The following is a 26,992-nucleotide window of genomic DNA, read 5'->3' as shown; positions in this document are numbered from 1 at the left end:
GGCGCCATCATCGCAACATGGACCGTCAGGCCGCATGCCCAATCAGGAATCCCACCAGCAAACCAAGCAGCCCGGAACCCGCTCCGACCAGCCAGACCCGCAGACCCGATGCCGAGCCGGGTTCGGACATGACGGTGGGCAGCTTCGTCTCGACGTGCGCTTGACCTTGCACGCTGCCCGTCAGTGGCGTGTCGTCCGGATGTATCCGCGGCGCCGGTTCGATGACTTGCATAGCGTCCACGGGTACCGCCTCCTTTTCGATGTGCGCCTTCAGCGCGCCGAAGAAGGCGTCGAGATTCTTGCCCGCCGCGGACTGAATCAGGCGGGATCCCACGCTCATCAGCTTTCCGCCGATTTCGACGTCCGCGTCGTATGCGAGCACCGTGGTCCCGGCTGCCGGTTCGAGCTGCACGCGCGCCGTGACCTTGGCAAAGCCAACCGCGCCCGCGTTGCCCGTGCCGACAATTGTGTAAGCCCTTGGCGGATCGAGGTCCGACAGCTCGACATTGCTTTTAAAGGTCGCCGCCACCGGCCCCACGCGAATCTGCACGGTCGCTTCGAAATGCCGCTCGTCCAGCATCGCGAGCGTTTTACACCCGGGCAGACACGCCTCGAGCACGGCAGGATCGTTCAGCGCGCGCCACACGACATCGGCCCGGGCGGGCAGAATGCATTGATCAGCTAGTTTCATCGCCACGCCTCAGCGCTCGTAGAGTTTGAAGAGCGCCTGGGTACCGTTGCGCGTAAAGCCTTCCTCAGCGAGCTTCTGATAAAGACTGCGCACCAGGTTCAGCCCCGGTAACTCACGTCCCATATGCGCGGCTTCCTCATGCGCGATCCGCATATCCTTGATGAAATGTTCGATAAAGAAGCCCGGTGCGAAATCGCCTTTCGCGATGCGCGGCCCCAGGTTATTCAACTGAAAGCCGCCGGCCGCGCCACCACCGATCGCGCTCAGTACGGTTTGCGCATCCAGGCCGGCGCTGTGTGCATAAGCCAGGCCTTCGCACACGCCCAGCATCGTCGATGCGATCACGATCTGATTGCACAGCTTGGTATGCTGACCCGCACCCGGTCCGCCTTGCAGCACGATCTTGGAGCCGAGGTGGCGCAGGATCGGCTCGACGCGCGCGAGCACGTCGGCCGCGCCGCCCACCATGATGGATAGCCGTCCCTCGCGCGCGCCGACATCGCCGCCCGAAACCGGCGCGTCCAGCATGTGTACGCCGCTGGCTGCGGCGTGCACGGCTAGCTCTTCGGCGAGCTGCGGGCTCGAAGTCGTCATGTCGATCAGCACGGCATCGCGCCGCGCATTCGCGATCAGGCCGTCGTCGCCGAGGTACAGCGCGCGCACATCGTCAGGCATGCCGACGATCGTGATGATCACGTCGGTTTCTTCAGCGAGCGCCTTCGGCGTAGCGTGCCAGGATGCGCCCACCTCGATGAGCGGCGCGGCCTTCGCACGCGTGCGGTTATAGACGTGCAGCGGATAGCCGGCTGCGGCGAGCCGTGCCGCCATCGCGGCGCCCATGATGCCGAGGCCGATGAAGCCGATAGCGGGTTTGATTGCAGATTGATTCATGATTGTTCGTTCCAGTCAGAGTGTGTCGCGCAGCAGGTCGCGCAACAGCATGGGAGTCAAAGGATGACGGTCGGCCACCACGCCGAATGGCGCTAGCGCATCGTTCACAGCGTTGGTCAAGGCACCGAGTGCGCCCATCACGCCGCCTTCGGCCATCCCTTTGATGCCCGCCGCCGTCGCACGGCTAGGCGTGTGCAACGGGATGATCTCGATGTTGGGTAATTCGGTCGAAGTGGCGATCATGTAGTCGGCAAGCGAGCCGGTCACGTTCTGTCCCGTTTCGTCGTAGCGCGTATGCTCGAACAACGCGCCAGACAATCCCATCGCCACGGCGCCATGTTGCTGCCCGGTCACCACGGTGGGATTGAGCAGCGTGCCGCAGTCTTCGGCGATCACGTAGCGCGCAAAATGGATTGCACCGGTGGCCACGTCCAGTTCGATCTCGCATCCGTGCGTCGAATTCGAGTAGGTCATCGGCGGCGGGTCGTAGGTCAGGTGAAACTCGAGACCGGGCGTGAGGCCCTGCGGCAGCGAAGTAGGATCCATATAGGCACTCCGCGCCACGTCGGCGAGCGTTAGACCCGCGTCCACCCAGGTGTCGCCGCTACGGCGCTCGACGCGCGCATCGACAAGTCGCAGCGAGTCGCTATCGTCCAGGCCGAGACAGGCGGCGGCAATGGCGAGCACTTTGCGGCGCGCGTCGAGCGCGCACAAATACAGCGCACCGCCGCCCGCCGTGCCGCTGCGGGCGCCGCGGCTGCCCATCCCGTATGGCGCGATATCGGTATGGCCCAGATGAATATGCACGCTCGACGGATGGACACCGAGACCTTCCGCCACCGCGTTGGCCATCGCGCTTTCATATCCCTGTCCGCTGGGGCCGAGACCCACCGACGCATTCACGACACCGCTCGGCTCGATACGGATCCAGCTCGCCTCGTGTCCCGAGCCCGGAATGCCGGCCGATTTATAGAAGCGCGAGCCGTAAGTCGTCGGTTCGACCACATTGCACAGACCCAGCCCAAGATAGCGGCCGGCCGCCCGCGCCGCCTGCTGGCGAACGCGAAACGCGTCGTAGTCGAAAGCTGCCAGCACCGCCTCGAAGGTCTGCGATGGCGTGATGTCGGCCAGTAATTCGCCAGTGGCCGTACGGTACGGCAGTTCTTCCGGCGTCAACAGGTTGCGGCGGCGCACTTCGACCGGATCCAGCTTCAGTTCGCGCGCGATGGCTTCCATCGTGCCTTCCATAACCCAGCTGGTGATGGACATCGGCGCGCGCATCGGGGCATTGCCGCATTTGTGACTGAGCACGACTTTCACGTCGAACGCGTAGTCCTGCAGCCGGTACGGTCCGCTCAACACCATAGCGACAACGCGTGCGAGGTAGTTCGCCGGAAAGAAGCAATACGCGCCAAAGTCTTCGCGGATCTCCAGATCGAGCGCGAGCAGCGTGCCGTGCTCGTCCACCGCGGCGCGCGTGCGGCAGAAGTCTTCGCGCGAATTAGCCGCTGCGGTCAGGTTCTCGAGACGGTCCTCGCGCCAGCGCACCGGCCGCTTCAGGTGACGCGCGAGCGCGGCGACGGTCAGCTCTTCGCGATACAACGCGATTTTCTGACCGAATGACCCGCCGACATCGGGCGAAATCACCGTCACCTGCGACTCGCTGAGCCTGAGCCGTTGCGCGAGTTGAGTGCGCAAGGGATGCGGCACCTGGGTTCCAATGTGAAATGTCAGGTGATCGCGCCCGGCGTCCCAGACCGCTGCGCAACCGCGCGTTTCGATGGGCACATGGGTCTGCCGCTGCTGCTGAAAGGTCGCCTCGACCACGCGGTAAGCGTGCCGGCTCACGCTCTGCGGGTCGCCGTTCGAGTAGGTCTGGTGCGACACCAGATTGCCGGGCACGCCGGGGTCGACTTGCACGGCATCGGCTTCGAGCGCCTGCCACATATCGGTCACCACAGGCAACGGCTCGAACTCGACCATGACCTGCTCCGCCGCGTCTTCCGCGAGGTACCGGTCCGTGGCGACCACACACGCCACAAGATCCCCCTGAAAGCGCACGATGTCGGTCGGCATCGTCGCGAACTCGACCGGCAATAAGCCCTCGATCGGCGCGGCGACGCGCATCGGCGTGGTCCACTGCGCCAGCTCCCGCCCGGTCACGACGGTCACGACACCAGGCATGCCGGCAGCCGCCGCGGTATTCACCGAGACGATGCGCGCATGCGCATGCGGCGAGCGCACGAAACTCACGTGCAGGGCACCCGCGATTTCGATGTCGTCGAGATAGCGGCCATAGCCCGTCAGCAGGCGATAGTCTTCGGTGCGCGGCACCGCCTTGTTGAGGTAGCGAAACGTCTGCTCAGACATCGGCGCTCTCCCCGCGCATCCGCGCGGCCGCGAGCAGGATCGCCCGCACGATGTTCTGGTACCCGGTACAGCGGCACAGGTTGCCGGAAAGCGCCTCGCGCACCTCGGCCTCAGATGGGCTTGGATGCTCGCGCAGATAGGCCTCGAAGGTCATCACGATGCCGGGCGTGCAAAAGCCGCACTGCAGCCCATGACACTCGTGCAGCGCCTGTTGCAGCGGCGAGAGACGGCCGTCCTGCGCGACAGCTTCGATCGTCGTGATCCGCACTTCGTCCATCTGAACGGCGTACGCGAGGCACGAGCGCGCCGGGCGGCCGTCCATCAGCACGGTGCATGCACCACATACGCCATGCTCGCAGCCGACGTGGGTGCCGGTCAGACGGCAGTCTTCCCGAAGCACATCGGAGAGCAGCTTGCGAGGCTCGCAATGCAGTTCGTGACGGGTGCCGTTCACATCGAGATAAATTGCTTTTTTTTCCATGACTTACTTCGAGGTCGTATTGTCCGGCCGCGTCGCGCGTTGCAACGCGCGCGCAGCGAGCGCCTTGACGAGATCGCGCCGGTAAGCGGCGCTGATGTCCGGTTGATCGTACGGATCGATAGCGCCTGCCACCGCGTCGGCGATTGCAGCCAGTGTCGATGCATCGGCCAGTGCGCCCACGAAGGCTGCAGCGAGTTCGCTCAGCACGAGTGGCGCATCCGCCACGCCGCCGAGCCCGATGCGCAGGCTGGAGAATCGGTTGCCTTCGAGCACGACGCTGAGTGCGCAAGCCGCAATCGCGAAATCGCCGTGCCGCCTGCTAAACAGTTCGAATGCGTGTCGTTCGTGCGGGCGTGCCACCGGAAAGTGCACGGCACAAATGATTTCTTCCACGGCGAGATCGGTCGTCATCACCGCAATCAGGAACTCGGTGGCCGGCACTTCACGCCTGCCGTCCGGTCCGGCAATCTCGATGCGGGCACCCAGCGTGCTTGCGATCAACGGCATTTGCGCCGCAGGATCCGCATGGGCAAGGCTGCCCCCAAGCGTGCCGCGCTGGCGGATCGCGTAGTGCCCAATGGTCGCGGCTGCTTGCGCGAGCAGCGGGCAAGCGGCGCGCACCGTGCTGTTGGTGGCCACCTCGTGATGACGCGTCATCGCGCCAATGGATAGCGACTCACCCGTAAGCGTCACGCCGCTGAGTTGCGGCAACGCGTTGAGGTCGATCAGATGCGCCGGCTGCGCAAAGCGCATGTTCATCATCGGCGCGAGGCTTTGGCCGCCGGCGATGACTTTGGCGTCGAAGCCGTGCAGCGCGAGCAACGACAGCGCATCTTCAAGCGTGTGAGGCCGGTGATACGAAAATACCGCGGGTTTCATGCGCCCTGCGCCTTCAGGTTCACACCGCTCGCCTGATCGAACAGGTGCAGACGGCGGCGGTTGATCGACAGGGACACACGTTCACCGACCTTGCATGAACGCTCCTTGCCGACACGAAAAAACATCGACTGCCCCAAACATTGCAGGCCGATGAACTGATCGGAGCCGACCGGCAGCAACGAGGCGATATCGCCCGTCAGCGAACAATCGGCCGACTCGCCATGCTCGTCGATGTCCTCGGCACGAATGCCGGCCGACACGGTCCGGCCACTGCATCCGGCAAGCAGGCGTTGCGTTTCGTCATCGAGGGCGAGCGAAAGATCGCCGCTGCGAAAATGCAGACCGCGCTCGCCTTGCATCAGCACGCCGTCGATAAAGTTGATCGGCGGGCTGCCGAGGAAATTGGCGACAAACTTATTGGCAGGCCGCTCGTAGATGTCGTCCGGCGAGCCGATCTGCTGCACGACGCCCTGGCGCATCACGACGATGCGGTCGGCCAGCGTGAGCGCTTCGGCCTGATCGTGCGTCACGTACACGAAGGTCGTCTGCATCGACTGATGCAATGCCTTGATGCTTGCGCGCATCGACACGCGCAGCGCAGCGTCGAGGTTCGACAACGGTTCGTCCATCAGAAAGACCGCGGGCTGGCGCACCATTGCGCGGCCGAGCGCAACGCGCTGGCGCTGCCCGCCCGACAGTTGCCCGGGGCGCCGGTCAAGCAGATGCTCGATTTCAAGCGACTGCGCGGCTCTTCGCACCCGCGCATCGATCTCCTGTTGCGGATATTTGCGCATCCGCAGGCCGAAGGCGATGTTGTCGTACACGTTCTTGTGCGGATACAGCGCGTAGCTTTGAAACACCATCGCCACATCGCGCCGATGCGCCGGCAAGGCGTTGACTTCGACGTCGTCGAACCGCAAGCTGCCCTGCGTGACCTCCTCCAGGCCGGCGATCATGTTGAGCGTCGTCGACTTGCCGCATCCGGAGGGTCCGAGCAGAACGAGAAACTCCTTGTCCTTTATCTGCAGATTCAGGTTGTCCAGTGCAACGTGCCCGTTCGCGTACTGCTTGCCGACCTGCTGAAATTCGATTTGAGCCATGACGTTTCCCTTTATCCCTTTACCGCGCCGGCAGTCAGACCGGACACGATGTAACGCTCGAACACCACGGCAATGATCACCGGCGGCACGATCGCGACCACGCCGGCTGCGTTGATGAACGAAAAACTCGTGGTGAAATCCGACGTGAAAGACGCGACGATGATCGGGACGGTTTGCGACGCGGCGGTCTGCGTAAACATCAAGGCGAACAGGAACTCGTTCCAGCTCGTCAGGAATGTGAACATGATGACGGCGACGAGCGACGGCACCGCGAGCGGCAAAAACACCTTCAGCAAAGCCTGAATCCGCGAGCAGCCGTCGACCCGAGCCGCCTTGTCGAGTTCGTCCGGCAGTGACTCGAAATAGCTAAGCAACATGAAGACGCTGAACGGCACCGTAATCGCCAGATAAGTGATGATCAACGAACCGACGCTGTCGAGCAGCCCGAGCTTGCGCACGAACAGAAAGAACGGTACGACCAGTGCGATATCGGGAATCACGCGGGTAGCCAGCATGAAATACACCGACAGATCGCGGCCGATGTACCGGATCTTCGCCATCGCATAAGCGGCGGGAACGCTGACGAGCAGATTCAGCAACACCACCGCTGTGGCAACCACGAGGCTATTGCGCAGCGCCGGCAAGAGGTACTGCGCGGTGGACGGAATGAACGCGGCGTTGCCGTCGTCCGGCGCTGTGCCAGTGCTCGCCGCGACGATCGCCTTGAAGCTGGACAGCGTCGGCGGATGGGGAATCCAGTGCGGCGGAATGGACGTGATATCCGCCTCGCGCTGCAGCGAAGACGACAGCAGCCACGCAACCGGTGCCAGTACATACAGCAACATCACGATTGAACCGGCCAGCAGCGCCAGGCGTTTGAAAAACAGAGAAGATGACATCCCTTAGAGCCTCTTGCCGAGTAGACGGATGATGGCGTACGACATCGCGAACGTGGCGAGCGCGAGCACATACGCGACCGCCGCACCGGTGCCGAACGACAGGTTGCGGAACGTCTCCACGTAGATATGCCAGGAGAGCACGTGCGATGCGTCGGCCGGACCGCCTTCTGTCAGAATGAAGAAGAGGTCGAAGTGACGCACCGCCATCATCGCTTCGTAGATCATCACGAGCATGAAGCCAGGACGCATTGCCGGCAGCGTCACGTGCACGAATCGGCTCCACAGATTGGCGCCGTCCACGCGAGCGGCCGCGTACAGGTCCGACGGAATGGATTTCATCGTCACGAGCAACAGAATGGTTGCGAGCGGCACTTCCTTCCACACGAACGCGTTACAGATCAACGCCAGCGTCTTGTGCGTGTCGCCCAGCCACACCATGTACTGCCCGATCACGCCAAGCTGCAACAGCAGTCCGTTGAGCGCACCGTACCCTGAGTCGTAGATCCATTTCCACATCAGACCGTCGACCACATACGGAATAGCCCATGGAATCAGCAAGGCGGTCGACAGGATGCGCCGGCCGGGAAACTCCTGATTCAGCAATAGCGCCATCAGCGTCGCGATGACCATGATCGCGAGCACCGACACGACGGTGAACCATGCAGTGCGCTCGACTGCTGCCCAGAACATCGGGTCGCGGAAGGTCTGGATGTAGTTGCCCAGTCCGACGAACGACACGCTGTTCATTCGCGTCAAATGAATGTCGAACAGGCTCGTCCAGAACGAGTAAAGCACCGGAAACACGGCGACCGCGAGCAGCACCAGCATCATCGGAGTCAGCAGCAGCATGGCGCTGCGCTGATCGGAGGGCGCCACGGAATGTCTGGCGAGCCAGCGGCGGCCCAGGGCTTGAACGCTCATATCGACCTCAGGCTTTGCTCAACGCGGTCCACTTCTGCGCGGACGTCTTCAGCGCATCAGCGACGCTCGATTGACCGAGGATCGCCGCTTGCCATGCCGTACCGTTGGTCTCATCCCACTCGCCGAACCAGCGCGTAATCACATCCTTTTTGCGCGCCAGATCCTGCTGCTTCTGAAACATCGAGAAATCGCCATACTTTTCGTACGCGGCGCGGACTTCCGGGTCGTTAAAGAGCGGTTTAACGCCGAACGCCGTGCCGGTATCGAGGAACATCGCCTTCTGGAACGCGTACTGCCCGTCGAATCGTCCGCCGAACGCTTCGATCAGGCGCGTCGCCTCGGCGGCCCGCGTCTTGTTGGCGCCGGCGGCGGCGCTCATCGCGTGCATGCGCATCCACGCAACCGTGGCGTGCGAACCGTTCGGGCCGGCCGGCATCAGCGCCTGTTTGATATGGCCCGCGACACGCGACTGGCGCGGATCGTTAAGCGCCTGAATCCGGTAGCGCGGCAACAACGCGAATGCGTGATTGCCTGACGCGACGGCCTTGAAACCGTTCAACTCGCCCAACTCGACGCAGGCAGGCGAAACAATGCGGTGCTTGTTGACCGCATCAGCAACCCATTGCAGCGACGTGAGCGCGCCGTGCTTCGGATCGTCCATCACCGCCTTGCCGCTGTCGTCGACAAAGCGTCCGCCGTTGGAAAACACCAGTGACGACATGAACTCGATCAGCCAGCTTTCGCGCGCCATCGAGAGCATCAGCGGGTATTGCGACAGACCCGCATTCTTGATCTTCAGCGATTGCGCGACCAGTTCGTCCCATGTTGCAGGCGGCGCCGCGATGCCCGCCTTGGCGAGCTTGTCTGCGTCGTACAGAAACGCCATGTAGTCGGTGTAGTACGTGAGACCGTATTGACGCCCCTTGTAGCGCATCGATTGAGTGCAAAAGTCCTGTACCTCGCCGTTGTACTTGAGCAGTTGCGGATAGCCGTCGAGCGGCGCAAGCCAGCCCGCGTCGGCCCACTCGGGCAGCCAGCCGTCGGACACCCACAGCACGTCGATCGGCGCCTGGCCGACGAACTTCGTCACCATCGCCTCCCGATACTGTGCGAACGGGAGGTTGTTGTAGTTGACGTTCAACCCCGCTTCCTTCTGAAACGGCACGAGCATGCGCTTCACCGTATCGACGCCGGCCGACCACGTATGGAGGTTCACGCTGTCTGCAGCGAAGGCCCGCGACATCCCACCGACCAGACCTGAAGCGGCGAGCCCCGCGCCCGCCGACAGCTGTAGAAATCGACGACGACCGTTTCCGAATCTATTCACGACGTTACTCATGGTTCGCTCCGACCGCCTGCGCGGCGCTGTTCACACGTGGCGTAGCCGCTGATCCGGCCACCTCTTGAGACGCGAAGATATCTTCGATAAAATAAATCGTCAACTGACGACATACGTTTTTCGTAGAATTTTTCCCGCACCGACATGTGACTGCTACGGCGAGCCAAATTTGATCGATTCCCCGCATTTTCTGCTATTTGGTCGGATGAATTCTCTCGACTGGTCGAGTAACTTTTATCGTCAATCGACGATAGAAACTGGAAAACGCGAATCCGGGCGAGTTTTGGAGGGGCGATGTGGCGGGGGTTCTATCGAATGCCAGTTTCTCGTGCATTGCTGCACCATTGGCGTGCCGGGACGCGAAGGAATACGGGAAGGAGTATGCGAAGTGGTGCTGCGGTCGAATGCATTCGCGACGATCCCGTCGCCGGTCCGCTCGTTTGGGTCATTGACAGCCATCGCCGTCGCGCTCGTGCAATTCAAGGCATCCCGCGCCACCTGAACACCGCTGTACGGCACGGGAGAAAGACGACACGTCGAAAAGCAGGCTGTCGACTGGATTCCCGTGCAGATGGCAAGTCGAGTATCAGGCGGCTGCCGAGTTCGGCCTATGGGCAATGAAGTCTATTTCGACGAGCGCGTCGCGCGCCAATCCCGTCACGCCGATGCAGGTCCGCGCCGGCAATTTCCCCTGCGGGAAACGGGCGGCATAGACCGCGTTCATCGTCGCATAATCCCGTTTGAACTCGGCCAGAAAGATCCGCACGGAGACGACATGTTCGAGGCCAAGTCCGATCCCCTTCAACACGAGGACCAGATTGTCCATCACCTGCGTCGTCTGTGCGGCAACGCCTTCGGGAAGCGGTGCGCTGTCGTCGTCCGGCAATGTCGGCATCTGGCCGGTGAGAAACACCCAGCCGCTCTGCTCGGTCGCATGAGAGAAGGGACCGACCGGGGTGGGCGCGTCCTCCACCATCCAGAATTTTGTTGATACATCCATCTGCCATCACTCCATGAATAAAAAAAGCGTCGTACGCGTACCACTGCTGGCAACGCCATAGCGAACGCATCGGAAATTGGTTAGTCCGTGAACAAGGCCTTGCGGATGATCGCGTGCACACCCCAGTTACCATCGACAACCTGTGTCACGCCGAAGTCGACCGCAACGGACATCAACGAGATTGCTTCATCTTCGGTGAGACCCTTGGTCGTCATCAGAAAGCGGCGCGTTTTGATGAACGCGTCGCGCATGGCGAGATCTAGCGTCGGCTTCTCGTAGACCTTACTCTGCGCGTGCGTGCCGAATTCGGCAAGATAGTTTGCATGGCTGAAGCCGTGCAACACCCACTCTTCAGGTGTTTCGACGAGCGGGTATGTCAAGTCCGCGTACGGTTGACCGGCCAGCGTCGCTCTCTTGTGCAAGACGAGTTGAAAGTCGCCGGTCAGCGAGCATTCGATCGCGGTCCCACATAGCTCGGAATCGCCCTGCGACGCGTGCGGGTCCCCGAGCGACAGCAATGCGCCGGGAGCGCCAATCGGCAGATAGACGATCGCGCCCTGCGCGATGCGCCAGTTGTCGAGGTTGCCGCCGAACGCAGAGGGCGGGATCGAATCGATGAGGCCGTCCTGTTGCGGCGCAACCGCGATCAGGCCGAAATGCGGGCGCACAGGGATCTTGACGCCCTTCAGGATCCCATGGTTCTCCTCAATGGTCGAATGGTCGACGGGCACGCCCGGATAATCGATCGTCGAGTGCACCACTCCGAATGGATCGCGCTGCGGCGTCCAGCGATAGTTGTAGACCGCACGCGCATGGGGCGGACCGTTGTGCGGCTGCGGTTCTGCGTCAAGCTCATAGATCGTGACAACTTCGCGCGGTTTCGGCTCGGTCAGCAGCTCGCGGTAATGAAACCCCCACCACGCAGCCGCATTGCTGCCGAACGCGCGCCCGCTGAACTGCGGATTCGCGCAGCGCCGCGGACGCACATCGAGAATCCTGACTTCCAGTACGTCGCCCGGTTCGGCGCCACGTACCGCGATCGGACCGGTACAGATATGCACTCCGAACCCTTCGCCGGCGCCACGTCCGTAGATCGATGCATCGAGCGGTCCGGCACCGCGCCGGTTGACGTTCTTGCGCTCGGCGGTCCAGTGGAACACGCTTTCGGCGCCCGGGTCGCCGGCAACCATGCGCGCCCAATCGTCCGATGCGTGCTGCGTCAGCGTCTCTATCGTCACCGTGTCGCCGCTGTCGACTTCGAGCACGGGTTTCAGGTCGTGCGAGAAATAGCCCCAATGCACCGTGTTTGCTGTGGCCCGCAACAAGTGGTGGCGCGGCTTGCCCGCACGACGGGCAGCGCCGCTCGGGGGGGCGGCATCGACCTCGACAGGGGGACTGGCCACGACCGTATCCACATCGCCGAGGGTTGCTTCTTGCAACCGTGCGGGCGCCGCGCCTTGCGCATGGAGCAGCAGCGCGTCCGTTTTAAAGGGCAGTCCGCGCGAAATGCGCTGCACCAGATGCCGGGCCAGATCGAGGCTCGCTTCGTGACGGAAGGCGCGCGGTGAGGTGTGATACTGCTCGCGAAACGCGCGACTGAAATGCGCGGGATCGTTGAAACCCCAACGGAAACAGATGTCCGAAATCGATGTCTTTTCGTACTGAGGATCGACGAGTTCGACCCTGCAACGTTCGAGGCGGCGCAGACGCAAATAGGTGGAGAAGCTCTGGCCCGCGGTTTCGAACAACTTTTGCAGGTAGCGCTGAGAGACGCGCTCTTCCGCCGCGAGAAGCGCGAGACTGAGTTTCGGGTCGCCAAGGCGCGCATCGATACTGCGGCAGACGCGCGAGAAGATGGCCGCCTGTGAGGATGTCAGTACGCTCGTCGGCGCTTCGCGCTGATGCGCCGCGAGCAGCGCCACCAGGAACTCAACCAGCACGAGTTCAAGCGGACGCAACTCGTCGGCCGGCAACGTATCCAGGCTTTCCGCCAGCGACGCCAGGAAACCGGAAAACACATGGCCGACGCCGCTATCGCCGGCAATCCGTCCGGCACTCGTCAACGACGGCGCAAGGAGCCGCCCTTTGATCGCCGCACGCGGCACACGCACCACGAAGGCGCGGAAATCCGTGGCGAAAACCAGCGAGGCGTCCTCATGCGACGGCAGATAGACGAGGTCGTTCAACGCCAGCGGCTCGCGTCGGCCGACGGTGTCCAGCGTCGCCGCCCCGTCAAGGTGCAGCACGAGTAGCACACTTTCGCCGCCGGCGGCATTCGGCTCGAGCGTCTGCGCAGCGGACGCCAGCAGACTCAACTCGAAGCCGCCGATCGACCGTTGAGCGTGGATCACTCCGTGTAACGCCCGTGCAGAGAGGATCGCGACGCTGCGCCATCCCATCCTGTCTAGCGCTTCCCGCCACGCGCGCGGCCGTTCAATTTCCGGATAGGATTCGGTTGTAAAGCGCGGCAGATCCAAGTGAACTCCAAGGCCGATGCCTGAGCGCGAACGCGTCACAGGTACCCGCTGCACCTCGATGGTTCAAAAAGGCGGGCTGGTCATCGCGGAGCAATATTCACGCCATCGCATGCCGACTGCATTGATGGCCCGCTGACAAAAACGTTCTTGCGGATCGAGCCATGCACCCCCCAGTTCCCGTCGACGACCTGGGTGACGCCGAAGTCAGCGGCGACCGACATCAACGCGATGGCCTCGTCCTCGTTCAGCCTGTGCACGGTCATCAGGAAGCGGCGCAGCTTGCGGAACGCGTCGCGCATCGCCTTGTCCACGCTCGCGTGCTGGGCCACCTCGATCTGTCCGGCCGGGCCGAGTTCCGCCAGATAGTTCGGGAAGGTGAAGCCGTACACCGACCATTGGTCTTCGGTTTCCAGCATCGGGTGCGTGAGGCCTTCGAGGAGCGTGCCGCCCAGGTCGTTCTTCTTGTGCAGCACGAATTCGAAGTCTCCGGTTAGCGAGGTCTCGATCGCAGTGCCGCCGAGCTCACTGTCTCCCTGTGCCGCATGCGGATCGCCGACCGAAAAGAAGGCGCCTTCGACGGCGACCGGGTAATACATCCGCGCCCCTTTGCCGACGCGCCAGTCGTCGATATTGCCGCCGGTGTAGCTGGGCGGATTGGAGCTGACATAGTCGAGCTCCGCCGGCGCGAGTCCCATGGTGCCGAAATGCAGCCGGGCGGGCACCTTCACGTTCGACAGAATGTTCTCCCGCTTCCTGACCGACGCATGGTCGACCTTCACGCCGGGATAATCGATCGTCTGATGCACGATGCCGTCCGGATCCGTCTGCGGCGTCCACACGTAGTTGTAGACCGCGCGTGCGAACGGCTCGCCCGACGTGTCGAGCTCGAAGATCGTCACGACTTCACGCGGCCTCGGCTCCTCGATCAGATCGTGATAGTGAAAGCCCCATGATGCTGCGACGTTCGAACCGAAACAGCGGCCGCGATAACACGCATTGCAGCTCGGCCGCGGCCGAACGTCGAGTATCCGCACTTCGAGCACGTCGCCGGGCTCGGCCCCTTCGATTGCGACCGGCCCGGTCAGCAGATGCACGCCGACACCTTCGCCGGAACCGAACGTAAACGGTCCCTCGGTTGGCCCCGCGCCGCGGCGCGGCATGGCCTTGTGCTCGCGGGTCCAGTGAAAAATACTTTCGGCGCCGGGGTCGCCCGCGACCATCCGCTCGTGATCGTCGTTCGCATGGTGGGTCAGCGTCTCGATCGTGATCCGGTCGCCGGAGCGCACCGTCAGCGCGGGCGCGACTTTCTTGCTGAAGTATCCCCAATGAACCGTTTCCGGCGACACAGGCAAAGTATGGTGCTTCATGGTAGTTCGAACCTCGTAAGGCGCCCGGCACAAACGGCCGGGCAATGCTGAATGGCGCGCGCCGTCAGGACGCGACTTCGAGCCGGTCGTCGGCACCCATCACGCTCAGGAATCGCGCCGTCAATGGATGGCATGGGCGTGTGAGCACGTCGTGCGCAGGCCCCTGTTCGACCACCGCGCCGCCGCTCATGAACACGACGCGGTCGGCGACCTGATCGGCGAAGCGCAACTGGTGCGTCGAGATGATCATCGTCAGACCGCCTTCGTCCACGAGCCGCTGGATGACGTCGAGCACTTCGCCGACCAGCTCGGGGTCGAGCGCGGACGTCGGTTCGTCAAGCAGCAGCACGCGAGGATTGGGCGCAAGCGCGCGGGCAATCGCGACGCGCTGCTGCTGGCCGCCGGACAGATGGCGCGGCAACGCGTCGGCGCGATGACTGAGGCCGACGCGTTCGAGCAGCTCACGTGCTCTACGCTCGGCATCGGCAGGCGCCACGCCGTGCACCCAGCGCAGCGGCCCCGCGATGTTCTCGCATGCCGTCAGATGACTGAACAGGTTGAAATGCTGGAACACCATGCCGACGCCCGCACTCGCACGCTCGTTGGCGATATCGGCCTGGGTCATCGGCTGACCATCGACCCGAAAACCCAGGCGCTTGCCGCCGACGCGGATTTCCCCCGCATCCCACTGCTCCAGGTGATTGATACAGCGCAGCAGCGTGCTTTTTCCCGATCCGCTCGGCCCAAGCAGTGCGATAACTTCGCCGAAGCGGACGGTGAGGTCAAAGCCGTCGAGCACCGTCTGCTCGCCGTAACGCTTGCTCAGCCCCTTCACCTGCACGGTCGGACTCTGTTTCTGGAGCGCCGCGTAGCGCTGCGCGCGCTCTGCGTGAGCGTCACGTCCGTTGTGTCCGTTGCGCCCGTTACCCCCTTCTGGCAGGTGTCCGTGCGACGGCGTCGGCTCGGGCAACGCATCGGCGGGTACCGACACGCCCGCGCGGGGCGGGTTCGTCGTCATCCGGGCTCGGCGCCACGGCAGCAGCCGTGCAAAGCGTCCAGACGGGCTACGATCGAGATCGAGCGCGGTTTCTGCGAACAACTGGATCGCGGCGATCGCGCCGGTCAGCACGAGATACATCAGCCCGGACGCAAAGAAGATCGAAAAGAAATCGAACGTCGACGACGCGAGCTGGGTGCTGCGCAACGTCAGTTCGTCGACCGCGATCACGGAAGCCAGCGACGAGTTCTTCAGCGCGCTGACCGATTCGTTGCCGAGCGCCGGTATCATCGTGCGGATTGCCTGCGGCGCGATCACGCGGCGCAGCAGCACGGTCGGCGTCATGCCGAGCGCTTGCCCCGCGAGCAGTTGTCCACGGTCGACACCGAGCACACCCGCGCGCAGGATTTCCGCAATGAACGGCCCCTCGTTCGCCGCGAGCGCGAGACCCGCTGCACCGATCGCGCTCAACTTCAATCCGATGTGCGGCAACGCGTCGTACGCGAACACGAGTTGCAGAATCAGCGGCGTACCGCGAAAAATGACCGTGTAGCCACGCGCGATAGCGGCGAGCGGCCCCACCTTGCTCAGTTGCATGCTCGCGAGCACCAGCCCCACGATCAGACCGCCCGCCAGCCCGAGGACCGTGACCTCGATCGTAAAACCGATGCCGCTAAGCAGATACGGCAGGCCGAGATAGTGCAGAAACAGATTCATCAGTTCGAAGCCACCAGCTTGGGGGTTTCGAGGTTCTCGACGCCGAGCGACCACTTCTTCAGCAAGTCGGCCTGGATGCCGGCCTTCTGAATCGCGACGAGCGCTGCCATCACGGCTGTGCGCATGGCCTGATTGGTCTTCGGCACGGCGATACCAATCGAATACGGCAGCGTTACCGCACTGGCCTTTTCGAGTTGGTTCGGATACGCCTTGACCGCCTGGTCCACCGTGTTCACGTCATTGATATAGGTGTCGGCGCGGCCTGCGAGAATCGCCTGGATCGCGTTCGCGTTGTTGTCATACAGCTGCACGGACGCTTCCTGCCTGTGCGCCGCCTTGCAGGCCGGCGCAAGATTCTGGATCAGCGGCACTTCAACGTAGCCGGTGTTCTCGGCGGCAATCGTGCCGCACATCGTCGGGTTGATGCCGCTGATCTTCTTCGGATTGCCTTTCGCAACGAGCACGCCGTCGAACACCTTCGAATACGTGACGAAGTCCGCCGCCTTCGCGCGCTCTTCGGTCGCATACATGTCGGAGATCACGATGTCCGCCTGGCCGCTTTGCAGCGTCGGCAGCAGCGCTGCGAACGAGACCGGCTTGTACGCCATCTTGAAGCCGAGGCAGTTGCCAATTGCTTCGCCGAGGTCGATGTCGAAGCCGACATATTTACTCGGGTCATTCGGGTCCAGCGCTTCATAGCCCGGCGTGTGCGGGTTGATCGCGTTGATCAGCGTCTTGCCCTTGAATTGTGGGTATTTCGCCTGTAGCGCCGCGCATTCGGCAGGCGCCGGTGCGGCAGCCTTTGCCTGGCCCGACACCAGCAGCGTCAGCAAACAGACCGCACCAAGAACCAGCTCGCGCCAGTGCCGCGCAACACCGCCCGCGCGCCGGACTTGATGCCCATGATCGACAAGATTGGTATACATCACTGAACTCCCTAAGCGGCAGATGACAATGGCCCACACGATGTACGCCTTGTTGCATCGCACCAGCGCGAGAGTATGTGAACGAAATTCCAGGGACTTGTCCCAGCGCGCACAAATGCTTGTACGGGCGTGAAGTTCGATGGCAACGGCGTCGCGCTTCACGACCGCCGTACGTAAGGCACAAGGAAACGCCCGCTGCGAAACCATCCGCATGGCCCTGCTTCTCATCGCTGGAAAAGTCGACCTTCTTGCGCTTAAACCAACGTCGCCGCCCCCTTACCCGGTGCGTTAAAAGAATAGCCATTTCCCGCAATTACAAACCGCAATTAACTTCATTAATGGAACAATTGGCACTTTATGAAATCACAATGAAAATTACCAAATTACTCATAACCCCATGCATAAAAATACTCAATGGGGTTGTATTTTTTTGAACCGTACGAAACGTGCAGCACCGGGCCGTCCAACGATCAATTGCCCTACAGGGTAGCGAATTTCTGAATCACTCCCGTCGCGCCTCACAGAGCAATGAACCGGCGGCAGGCTTTCACTCTTTGTAATTTCGTCGATTTCCTAATTAAATTCTGCCGCTATCGAAATGATAGGAAAAAGAGATTGGATAATGAAATGACTGAGCAATAGGATCACTCCGGTTTCCCCCTGAAACAGGAACTTAAAGTGAAAGTATTGAAGACACAGATTGCTGCAAGCATTTTCTCGATCGTCTCAGCAACGATGCTGGCTCAACCCGCGTACGCTGTGGATATGACCCAGGATAGCGGGTCACCGGTCGGCGACAACCAGAACTCCCAGACTGCCGGCCCCGAAGGTCCGGTTCTTTTGCAGGACTCCCATCTTATTGAGAAGTTGCAACGCTTCGACCGCGAGCGCATACCCGAGCGCGTCGTGCATGCGCGGGGCACGGGCATCTTTGGCGAATTCGTGCCCACCACGGACATCAGCGCCCTGACCACTGCCCAGGTGTTCAAGCCTGGATCGAAGACCCCGGTGTTCGTTCGATTCTCGACAGTGATGGGCTATCGCGGCTCGCCCGAGCAGGCACGAGACCCGCGTGGTTTCGCTATCAAGTTCTACACGCAGCAAGGGAACTGGGACATGGTCGGCATCAACTGGCCGATCTTCTTCATTCGCGACGCCATCAAGTTTCCTGACTTTGTGCATGCGAACAAACCATCGGCAGTGACCGGCGTGCAGGATCCGAATCTGGCGTTCGACTTTTTCGCCCATACGCCCGAAGCAACCAACATGCTCACGCACCTCTACACAGACGAGGGCATGCCGGATTCGTATCGCCACATGGACGGCTACGGCGTGCACGCCTTCAAGTTCGTCAACGCGAAAGGTGAAGTTCACTACGTCAAGTTTCACTGGAAGAGCCGCCAGGGTATCCAGGGCATTCGCCCCCAGGATATCCCGCATTCGATCGGCGCGGACTGGAATCTGATGACCAATGACCTCTACAACTCGGTCAAGGCACATTCATACCCGCAGTGGGACCTTTACATCCAGGTCCTCTCGCCGAAGGATCTGGACAAGTTCGATTTCGATCCGCTGGATGACACGAAGGTATGGCCCACCTCCATCCCCGAACAGAAGGTGGGCACAATGACGCTCAACCGCGTTCCGGATAACTATTTCGAGTCCACGGAAGAATCGGCATTCGCGCCGTCGCGGCTCGTGCCCGGGATCGAGCCTTCAGAGGACCGAATGCTGCAGGGCCGCCTGTTCGCCTATGCCGACACGCAGATGTATCGCCTCGGCCCAAACTACAACCAGTTGCCGATCAACCGCCCCATCGTCCCGGTCTACAACAACAACCAGGACGGTCTCATGAACGAGGGAGATCGAAAAGGCGAGGTGAACTACGAGCCATCCGGAATCGCCGAAATCGCACAGCAGGATAAGTACAAGTCCGTGCAGACGCCGCTGCAGGGAACGACCCAGCAAAAAGCGATTCACAAAACGCTCGACTTCCGTCAGGCCGGCGAGTACTACCGCACGCTGTCCGAGGCTGACAAGGCGGACCTGATCACGTCGCTCTCGGGCGACCTTGGCCGCGTAACCAACGACGCGAACAAGTACACGATGCTCTCGTACTTCTATAAAGCCGACACCGACTATGGCACCCGCCTCGCGCGGGCGATACACGCGGATGTCGCGCGCGTGCAGGATGCGGCGGCACACCTCAGCGACAACTAACGCACGCGGGGGCCTGCCGAGACAAGCCCCCGTCCGATTGAATCAGATTCCTTGCGGAGAAATGCAATGCGATGTTCATCTGCTACCCGGCGCCTTGTTCGGACCGTGGCGGCAACCGCCCTCAGCGCACTGATCACGGCGAGTTGTGCGCATGTGTATCAGTCGGGCGCCTATTCAGCCGTGACGGCCACACCGAGTTACACCGAGGACTGGTTTGCCGCGGCGCGTGCGGGGCGCACGGATATTGTTCAGGCGTTAATCGATGCCCATTTCCCGCTCGAGACAACCACGCCCGAAGGTTATACCGCGCTGATCCTTAGCGCATACGACAATCACCCGGAGACCTTGAAGGCGCTCCTTTCTGCAGACGCCAACGCCTGTGCGGCCGACCGGCACGGCAATACGGCGCTGATGGGGGCGCTCTTCAAAGGCGAGACGAATATTGCAAAGATGTTGCTCGACACGCATTGCGACATCGATCAAACCAATAACGCGGGGGAAACGGCATTGTCGTTTGCCGCGCTATTCGGCCGACTCGATATGATTCCGGTACTCGTCGCACACGGCGCCAATGCGAATCATGTCGACGCGCGCGGCGGGACCGCGCTGCAAATGGCGATCGCACAACACAATCCGGCTGCTGAGCAAGCGCTACGCCGCGTCGGCGCGACACAATGAGACCTGGGCGATGCGCCGCATTTCACGGCGCATCGCCTATTAGCAGAACAGGTGATCGCGACACCCGCACAAGCTCGCCTCCCCATCCGGCCATTCGCCGATCACGCCCGCTTCAGGAGCGCGCTATCGACCGGCAACGCCCGAACCCGCGTGCCGACAGCATTGGAGATCGCGTTGCAGATCGCGGCCATGGTCGGCGGCACACCCGGTTCGCCGACACCGCCGGGCGGCGCAGCGCTCGGCACGATATACACGTGAGTTTCCGGCACGGAGTCGATCCGGGCGACACGATAGTCTGTGAAGTTCGACTGATCGGCTGCGCCGCTACTGAACGTCAGTTCGCTGTATAGCGTATTGCCGAGTGCCATGACCACCGCGCCCTCGAACTGCGCGATCACGCGATCGGGATTCACGATACGTCCGCAGTCGATTGCCAGATCGACACGCGTCACGCGCACCGAGCCATCGTCGGCCACCTGCACCTGCGCGACTGCGGCGACGTACGTCAGAAAGCTGCGGTGAACGGCGATACCCCGCCCATGACGAGCCGGCAACGCGGCGGACCAGTTCGACCGCACCGCCGCCGCGCGGACCACTGCGGCAAAGCGCGCGGTATCGATCGGATACTCGTCGATCGACGCGCCGTAGTTCGGATAGTCCACTCCCAGCGCATGCAGATCGACATGGCGCGGACTGCCCAGTAGCGCGAGCAAATGCTGCACCGGATCCTGGCCTGCAGCAGCGGCGAGTTCGTCGACGAACGAGCCTTGCGCGAAGCCGTGCGGAATGTTGTACACCGAGCGATACCAACCGATACGTGTATGCGCCTGCGCCGCCCCGTTTTCGCACTGCACGTTTGCGACCTCATAGGGCATGTCGGTCACACCCTGCCCCAGTTCGCCCGCCGAACCATAGACCACATCTGGTGTGAACGTCGAACCGATCGAGGGGAACACGCTCCGGTGCAACCACGCAATCGTCCTGCCCTGCGCGTCGAGTCCGCCTTCCATGTGCTGCGCGCACACCGCATGGAAGTAGTCATTACGTATGTCGTCCTCGCGCGTCCACGTCAGCTTGACGGGTACACCGACTTCGCGCGCCAGGAACGCGGCCTCGGCCACATAGTCCGGCTTCGACTTGCGGCCGAAGCCGCCGCCGAGCAACGTGACATTGATCGTCACAGCCTGCTCTTGCAGGCCGAGCACCTGTGCGACGGTCGTGCGCGCTTGCTGCGGATTTTGCGTCGCGGTCCAGACCTCGACTGCGCCGTTCGCAAACGATGCAGTCGCAGCGAGCGGCTCCATCGTCGCATGCGCCAGATGGGGCACATAATAGTCTGCCGATACGTGTTTTGCAGCGTTTTTCAACGCGCCTGCGGTATCTCCATTGTTGCGCACGACCTTCCCGGGCTGCCGCGCGGTGTCTTCAAGCGCCTTGCGATACGCCCCGCTATCGTACGTGCCGTTCGGCCCGAGGTTCCATTCGAGCTTCAGTTTCTGGCGCCCTTGCATGGCGGCCCACGTGTTGGTCGCGATCACCGCGACGCCGCCGAGCGGCTGGAAGCCTGCGGGTAGCGGCGCGGCAGGAATGCGCACCACGCGAAGCACGCCCGGCACCTTCGTCGCTTCAGTCGAGTCGACGCTTTTGAGTGTTGCACCATACACAGGCGACCGTTCGACCGACGCATACGTCATACCGGGCAACACGACATCGATGCCGTACGTCGCGCGGCCATGAACGATATCGTCGAGATCGACGATCGGCAGCGACTTGCCGATATAGCGCCACAGGTCCTCACTTTTCAACTGCAGCGTGTCGCGGCCGGGCACCGGCAGATGTGAGGCTGCCTGCGCGAGCGCGCCGTATGACAGGCGCCGCCCGCTCGCCGGATGCACCACGTGGCCGGGCTCGGTCCGGCAACTCGCCGGGCTGACGCGCCATTTCGAAGCGGCGGCGGCCACCAGCATCTGCCGCGCGGAACCGCCTGCCTCGCGCAGTGGCTGGAAGAACTGGCGGATACTGCGCGAGCCATCGGTATTCTGGTCGCCGTACTTCGCATCGCCTTGCGCCTGCACCACCTTGACGGTGTTCCAGTCGGCGTCGAGTTCGTCGGCGAGGATCATCGCGAGGCTGGTGCGGATGCCGGTGCCCATCTCGGAACGATGCACAACCAGCACGATCTCACCAGTCGGCGCGACCGACACATAGACGTTCGGCGCAAACACTGTTTTGACGCTGCTTGCCGAGGCGAGCGGGCTTGCCGCAAACGCCGTTGGCGTGCCGCCGACATACAGGCCGAGCACCACCCCGCCTGCCAGGGTGCCCTTCAGTACCCGGCGCCGGCTCAGATTGACGATCTCGCTCATTACGCCTGCTCCGCTGCGGCCTTGATGGCAACCTTGATGCGTTGATAGGTGCCGCAGCGGCAGACATTGCCGGACATCGCTTCGACGATCTGCTCGTCGCTCGGCTTCGGCGTCTGTTTGAGCAGCGACGCAGCCTGCATCATCTGGCCAGGTTGGCAGTAGCCGCACTGCGGAACATTCGCGGCTTTCCACGCTCGCTGCACGGGATGCTCGCCGCCGTTCCCCAAGCCTTCGATCGTCGTCACGGGCTTGCCTTGTGCGTCCGCCAGCGACGTAACACACGAGCGCACCGCCACGCCATCCAGATGTACGGTGCACGCGCCGCATGCACCTACGCCGCAGCCGAACTTGGTGCCATGCAGCCCCAACAGGTCACGTACCGCCCATAGCAAGGGCATGTTCGCGTCGGCGTCGACGTTGTGATGAACGCCATTCACAATCAGTTCCATCAGTTCACTCCTTGTTTGCCGACGCGCGTCACACTCGCGGGCGCTGCCTCGCGATCGCCTTACCTGCGCACGCCGTTCATGCTCTGGCCTGATAGGCCTTGCACCATCCGGCGCCGCTCACCTGCTTCGCGCCGAACAGCGCGCAGAGCGCGTTGGCGTCAGCTGGCTTGCCCTGGTAGAACTGGCAGTTCGCGCAGCGCTGGTTGTCGCTGAAATGCGGATATTTCGTGCGGTCGACCTGGTTTGCATTGGCCTTGTACCCGAGCGCCTGCGCAGCGGGATCGCTCTCCTGAAGTTGAGAAGGCGCCGCCCACGCGTAGCGACCGGTGATCGCGAGCGCTGTGGCGCCGATTGAATGGATCAGGAAGGTGCGTCGAGGGGTTCGCATGTTCGATGGCACCCCGTCAGGCTAACTGCACGCGGCGCGGCGGCGCCATAAACTCCGGCCCAATGGGGTCCTTGACGAACTGCGCGACAATCGCGTCGATCTGCTCGAAGGCCTTCTCGTCGAGGCGCCAGCCGAACACGTCTTCAATCCCGTCGAGTTGCGCCGGACGACGCGCACCCCACAGCGCGATCGTCGGGCCGCGATCGAGCACCCAGCGCACCGCCAGCGCGAGCACCGACTTGTCGAAGTTCTCGCGTGCGAACACGTCCAGTGCTTTCACCGCCGCGACGTACTGCTCGCGACGCGGCTCGCAAAACTTCGGGTCGCGCTGGCGCAGATCGTCGCCCTCGAAGCGCGTGTCGACGCCGATGCGCCCGGCCAGCAGCCCGCGACAGAGCGCCCCATAGGCAAGCGCGACAAGCCCATGCTGTTTTGCATACGGCAGCACGTCACGGTCGATATCGCGCTCGAACAGGTTGTACGGCGGTTGCGTGGCCGACAGCGGCGCCACACGCCGGAACGCGTCCATTTGCGCAGGCGAGAAGTTGCTGACGCCCAGCGCCAGCACCTTGCCCTCCTTGCGCAGATCGTCGAGCACCGCAGCGGTCTGTTCGATCGGCACCAACGGGTCGGGCCAATGAACTTGATACAGATCGATGTAATCTGTCCGCAAGCGCCGCAGCGTATCCTCTACTTCCTGACGAATGCGCACCGGTGACGAGTTGCGGAACACCGCGCCATCCTGCCATTCCAAAGCGACCTTGGTCGCGATGACCGCCTTGTGCCGATAACCATCGGCCAGCGCTTTGCCGACAATCTCCTCCGAAGCGCCGAAGCCATACACTGGCGCGGTGTCGATCAGATTGACACCGCTATCGAGCGCCCGGCGGATTACCGCGATCGAGTCTTTCTCATCGGTGCCGCCCCACATCCAGCCGCCGATCGCCCAGGTACCGAGGCCGATGCGTGAGACGGGGGTCGTTAAACCTTCAATTGCGATTGTTTCGATAGTCATGTGAAGCTCTCTAATCAATGCACTACGTAAGGCACCACATCCGGGTCGAGTGCGATCTGACAAATGGCGGCGCGCCCCGCGGACGGGCAAGCGAGCCGATTATTTCAGCGGCATCCGGCGATCACAAGAAGGCACCTGACGGTTTCATACTTTCCCCATGGAAACTAATTGCTACGACAGCGCTTACGCGCAAGACAACCCGCAGAAAAAAACCGACGACCTGGCGCGGAACATCATCGAGCAGATCGCGGACAAGTGGACCATCCTCGTCATCGATGCACTCGGCACGCATGGCGAGATGCGTTTTTCGCGTCTGCGCGAAGTGGTGGAGGGTGTGAGCCAGAAGATGCTCACCAAGACACTGCGGCAACTCGAGCGTGACGGCCTCGTTACACGCTACGTGCATCCGGTGATCCCGCCGCGGGTCGACTATCAGCTAACGCCACTGGGGCGCAGCCTGCTCGACAAGATCTGCGGAATCTGGGACTGGGTCGAAATCCATATGGGTGAAATGGAATCAGCGCGACGCGAGTTCGATCGAGGCGAAAAGCGGGTCGATTACCTGCGTCCGCGTGACGCACCCAGCGCCTAGCGTCGCCGCCTTCATGCGAAGCCGAAGCTGACCGCCGCTGTCGAGCCGCCAGCAAGACCGCGAGAAATTACCCATAATTGCGCGCAATCCTCGAGCAACCGTTGGGACGTTTCATGAAAGCAGCTTCTGGCGCACCGCAATCCCCGATCGCATTTCTGGCCGTCGCGCTGGCGTTCGCGATCAACATGATGGGTACAACGCTACCGACATCAATTTATCGGTACTACCAACTGCAGTTCGGTTTTTCGCCAACCGTCATCACCGTGATCTACGCCTCGTATGCAGCCGGGGTGCTGGGCGCACTACTGTTGATCGGCAACTGGTCCGATCAGCTGGGCCGTCGTCGCATGCTGCTGGCGGGTCTGTGTGCGTCGGCCGCCTCGGCGCTGACGTTCCTGCTCAGCGACGGACTAGCGCTTCTGATGCTGGGCCGCCTGCTGTCGGGAATCTCTGCCGGCATCTTCACAGGAACCGCCACCGTCGCCGTGATCGAGCTCGCGCCACCCGCGTGGCGCGGCAAAGCCATGCTCGCGGCCACGGCGTCCAATATGCTCGGGCTGGGTTGCGGTCCTTTGCTAAGCGGCATCCTCGTCGAACTATTTCGCAGGCCGATGCAGTTGCCCTATGTGGTGCATCTGGCGCTTGTCGGCGTCGCCGCACTCGCCGTTTTCAGCGTGCCGGAGACTGCCACGACTCCCCCGCGGGTAAAACTCGGCATCCAGAAAATTTCGCTTCCAGCCGAGGTACGCCGTGCGTTCATCCCCGCCGCGCTGGCCGGGTTTGCCGGTTTTGTCGTGGTGGGATTCTTTGCTGCGGTCGCCCCTCAACTGATTCGGGGCGTGCTCGGCTTTCACAGCGGCATCGTGACCGGATCCATTGTGTTCCTGCTGTTCGCGTGCTCCGCCCTCGGACAGATCGTGCAGACGATCATTGCTGCCCGGTGGCGGCAAGCGGCCGGCTGCATCGGACTCGTCGTGGGGCTGATATGTGTCGGTCTGTGCGTGCCGGAGCGCTCGCTCGGCGCGCTTTTGATCGGCACCGCTCTCGCGGGAATCGGGCAAGGCATCAGCTTCCGAGCGGGGTTAGGCGAGATCGCGTCCGCGGCGCCTGCGCACCGGCGAGCGGAAGTCACGTCCAGCTTTTTCGTGGTGCTCTATGTGGCGATTTCGCTCCCCGTGATCGGCCTTGGCATCGCCGTGCAACTCGCCGACATTCAACGCGCGACGCTGCTCTTTGTCGGCCTGACGATCGTCCTTGTTCTCATCGCGCTGCTCCTGCTGATGCGCGGACAGGTGAAGCGGGAGCGGGACGCCGCAGCAATCGGTGACTGAACACGAAGCTCCTCCGCGCGAGGCGAGGCCGCCGGCACATCACGCTCAGGCGCTTTCCAGGGCCGGCAGCAGCGCCGGCGCACTCGTGAGGAAGGCGCGCACGTGCATCGCAATCACCGCGTCGCTAGGCGTGGTGTTGTCGTTCGAATAGATACGGCGGCGAATTGCAAGGTGGGATACCGCGCCGTGCAGCAGCCAGCCGACCTCGGTCAGATGAGCCGGATCGGCCGGTACGCCGCGTCCCAATTCGTGCGCCGTCTCAGTGACGATGATCTCGAGCGCATGGGTCACAACGGCGTTCGTGTACGTCGGCGCCATTTGTAAGTCTTCAAGTGACGAGTAAAGGAACAGGCGAAGCCACTGCCGCGTCAGCAGCGTGTCGTAGTACTCGCGGTAAAAAGTATTCAGCCTGCTTTCAAGGGGCACACTGCGGTCTTTCAACTGAACAAACCACATCGCCTTGAAGGTTCCCACAATCTCGCGCTTGTAAACTTCGTCGATCAGCGCAGCCTTGCTAGGGAACAGGCTATACAGCAAACGTTGCGACACGCCGCAAGCCTCGGCAATCGCGCGCGTCTGCGCGTTCAGGCCGTGCTCGGCGAAATATTCGGCGGCCTTCTCCAGCACGCGCGCCTGACGCTCGGCACGCGGCAGACGCTGCGGTGCTTTCTTCATCGGCCGCCTGGTCGGCGCGCGACCCGCCGCGGTCTTGCTGCCCGGCTCTGCAACATCCCTGGATTTGGCCTTCATAACGCTCCCATGTCCATCGATTTCTAAAATAAGTCTTCACATGACGACTTATGGTTTGGTAGAGTATATCGTCCGGGTACGCGGAAGAGTCTCGCCAGGCACCCGGACGCAGCCATCCATTATCTCAGGCTGCCGCGAACCGAGCTCC

22 protein-coding genes and 1 pseudogene are annotated in these 26,992 nt (G+C 62.4%); 4 read left to right on the top strand and 19 right to left on the bottom strand.

All coding sequences use genetic code 11. From position 1 onward, the window contains the following. Positions 1-25 precede the first annotated feature (25 nt). The 14 genes and pseudogenes from AC57B6_RS25050 to AC57B6_RS24985 all read right to left on the bottom strand — a co-directional run bounded on the left by AC57B6_RS25050 (position 26) and on the right by AC57B6_RS24985 (position 17,055). Entirely contained in the window at positions 26-691 is a 666-nt protein-coding gene (locus AC57B6_RS25050) for an SRPBCC family protein (RefSeq protein ID WP_496422298.1), read from the bottom strand. A gap of 9 nt (positions 692-700) precedes the next feature. Next, positions 701-1,582 (bottom strand): NAD(P)-dependent oxidoreductase, encoded by an 882-nt coding sequence (locus AC57B6_RS25045; protein WP_496422297.1) that lies wholly within the window; start codon positions 1,580-1,582, stop codon positions 701-703. Between the two features lie 15 nt (positions 1,583-1,597). Beyond that, a complete protein-coding gene (locus AC57B6_RS25040) occupies positions 1,598-3,952 on the bottom strand; it encodes a xanthine dehydrogenase family protein molybdopterin-binding subunit (protein ID WP_496422296.1) in 2,355 nt (784 codons plus the stop codon). Beyond that, positions 3,945-4,433, bottom strand: a complete 489-nt coding sequence (locus AC57B6_RS25035) for a (2Fe-2S)-binding protein (RefSeq protein ID WP_144192352.1) — start codon at positions 4,431-4,433, stop codon at positions 3,945-3,947. The genes AC57B6_RS25040 and AC57B6_RS25035 overlap by 8 nt, the downstream gene beginning before the upstream one ends. 3 nt (positions 4,434-4,436) lie before the next feature. Next, positions 4,437-5,312 (bottom strand): FAD binding domain-containing protein, encoded by an 876-nt coding sequence (locus AC57B6_RS25030; RefSeq protein ID WP_496422295.1) that lies wholly within the window; start codon positions 5,310-5,312, stop codon positions 4,437-4,439. Continuing rightward, complete coding sequence (locus AC57B6_RS25025) at positions 5,309-6,412, bottom strand: ABC transporter ATP-binding protein (protein ID WP_496422294.1); 1,104 nt, start codon at positions 6,410-6,412, stop codon at positions 5,309-5,311. The genes AC57B6_RS25030 and AC57B6_RS25025 overlap by 4 nt, the downstream gene beginning before the upstream one ends. Before the next feature lie 11 nt (positions 6,413-6,423). Then, a complete protein-coding gene (locus AC57B6_RS25020) occupies positions 6,424-7,311 on the bottom strand; it encodes a carbohydrate ABC transporter permease (protein WP_252889769.1) in 888 nt (295 codons plus the stop codon). Between the two features lie 3 nt (positions 7,312-7,314). Beyond that, on the bottom strand, positions 7,315-8,232 hold the full coding sequence (locus AC57B6_RS25015) for a carbohydrate ABC transporter permease (RefSeq protein ID WP_030099156.1): 918 nt from the start codon (positions 8,230-8,232) through the stop codon (positions 7,315-7,317). A 7-nt stretch (positions 8,233-8,239) separates the two neighbouring features. Next, the gene (locus tag AC57B6_RS25010) at positions 8,240-9,559 is read right to left on the bottom strand and encodes an extracellular solute-binding protein (protein ID WP_244144063.1); all 1,320 of its coding nucleotides are present in this window, start codon (positions 9,557-9,559) and stop codon (positions 8,240-8,242) included. Between the two features lie 598 nt (positions 9,560-10,157). Further along, positions 10,158-10,571 carry a Rid family hydrolase gene (locus tag AC57B6_RS25005; RefSeq protein WP_491563048.1) on the bottom strand — a complete coding sequence of 138 codons (414 nt, stop codon included), beginning with the start codon at positions 10,569-10,571 and terminating at the stop codon, positions 10,158-10,160. Positions 10,572-10,651: 80 nt separating this feature from the next. Continuing rightward, positions 10,652-13,048 (bottom strand): acetamidase/formamidase family protein, encoded by a 2,397-nt coding sequence (locus tag AC57B6_RS25000; RefSeq protein ID WP_496422293.1) that lies wholly within the window; start codon positions 13,046-13,048, stop codon positions 10,652-10,654. An 80-nt stretch (positions 13,049-13,128) separates the two neighbouring features. Next, positions 13,129-14,412 (bottom strand): annotated as a pseudogene (locus AC57B6_RS24995) (acetamidase/formamidase family protein); the annotation flags it as partial. Positions 14,413-14,479: 67 nt separating this feature from the next. After that, entirely contained in the window at positions 14,480-16,129 is a 1,650-nt protein-coding gene (locus tag AC57B6_RS24990; protein ID WP_496422292.1) for an amino acid ABC transporter permease/ATP-binding protein, read from the bottom strand. After that, positions 16,129-17,055 carry an ABC transporter substrate-binding protein gene (locus tag AC57B6_RS24985; protein WP_496422291.1) on the bottom strand — a complete coding sequence of 309 codons (927 nt, stop codon included), beginning with the start codon at positions 17,053-17,055 and terminating at the stop codon, positions 16,129-16,131. Before AC57B6_RS24985 ends, AC57B6_RS24990 begins: the two co-directional genes overlap by 1 nt. 735 nt (positions 17,056-17,790) lie before the next feature. On the opposite strand from AC57B6_RS24985, the gene AC57B6_RS24980 reads away from it, so the two are divergent. Further along, positions 17,791-19,275, top strand: a complete 1,485-nt coding sequence (locus tag AC57B6_RS24980) for a catalase (protein ID WP_096335824.1) — start codon at positions 17,791-17,793, stop codon at positions 19,273-19,275. A gap of 66 nt (positions 19,276-19,341) precedes the next feature. Further along, positions 19,342-19,953 (top strand): ankyrin repeat domain-containing protein, encoded by a 612-nt coding sequence (locus tag AC57B6_RS24975; RefSeq protein ID WP_178370439.1) that lies wholly within the window; start codon positions 19,342-19,344, stop codon positions 19,951-19,953. 101 nt (positions 19,954-20,054) lie between these two features. On the opposite strand, the gene AC57B6_RS24970 is transcribed toward AC57B6_RS24975, so the two are convergent. The 4 genes from AC57B6_RS24970 to AC57B6_RS24955 form a co-directional block, all read right to left on the bottom strand. Further along, positions 20,055-22,319 carry a xanthine dehydrogenase family protein molybdopterin-binding subunit gene (locus AC57B6_RS24970; RefSeq protein WP_496422290.1) on the bottom strand — a complete coding sequence of 755 codons (2,265 nt, stop codon included), beginning with the start codon at positions 22,317-22,319 and terminating at the stop codon, positions 20,055-20,057. Then, complete coding sequence (locus AC57B6_RS24965; protein ID WP_178371248.1) at positions 22,319-22,771, bottom strand: (2Fe-2S)-binding protein; 453 nt, start codon at positions 22,769-22,771, stop codon at positions 22,319-22,321. The genes AC57B6_RS24970 and AC57B6_RS24965 overlap by 1 nt, the downstream gene beginning before the upstream one ends. A gap of 73 nt (positions 22,772-22,844) precedes the next feature. Then, positions 22,845-23,156 carry a high-potential iron-sulfur protein gene (locus tag AC57B6_RS24960; RefSeq protein ID WP_046571804.1) on the bottom strand — a complete coding sequence of 104 codons (312 nt, stop codon included), beginning with the start codon at positions 23,154-23,156 and terminating at the stop codon, positions 22,845-22,847. Positions 23,157-23,172: 16 nt separating this feature from the next. Next, positions 23,173-24,171, bottom strand: coding sequence for an aldo/keto reductase (locus AC57B6_RS24955; protein ID WP_028194174.1), 999 nt, complete (start codon positions 24,169-24,171; stop codon positions 23,173-23,175). Positions 24,172-24,328: 157 nt separating this feature from the next. Here AC57B6_RS24955 and AC57B6_RS24950 point away from each other — a divergent pair, with 157 nt between their 5' ends. Next, positions 24,329-24,763 (top strand): winged helix-turn-helix transcriptional regulator, encoded by a 435-nt coding sequence (locus AC57B6_RS24950; RefSeq protein ID WP_028194175.1) that lies wholly within the window; start codon positions 24,329-24,331, stop codon positions 24,761-24,763. A 113-nt stretch (positions 24,764-24,876) separates the two neighbouring features. Then, positions 24,877-26,094, top strand: coding sequence for an MFS transporter (locus AC57B6_RS24945; RefSeq protein WP_496422289.1), 1,218 nt, complete (start codon positions 24,877-24,879; stop codon positions 26,092-26,094). A 45-nt stretch (positions 26,095-26,139) separates the two neighbouring features. Here the strand turns inward: AC57B6_RS24945 and AC57B6_RS24940 are convergent, their stop codons facing one another. Next, a complete protein-coding gene (locus tag AC57B6_RS24940) occupies positions 26,140-26,769 on the bottom strand; it encodes a TetR/AcrR family transcriptional regulator (RefSeq protein WP_252889762.1) in 630 nt (209 codons plus the stop codon). Between the last annotated feature and the right edge of the window lie 223 nt (positions 26,770-26,992).

It is taken from the genome of Paraburkholderia sp. BGA-UO-ETr-F12, assembly GCF_059567945.1.
The sequence above is the reverse complement of the archived record's forward strand: the minus strand, read 5'-3'. Positions and strand labels throughout refer to the sequence as shown.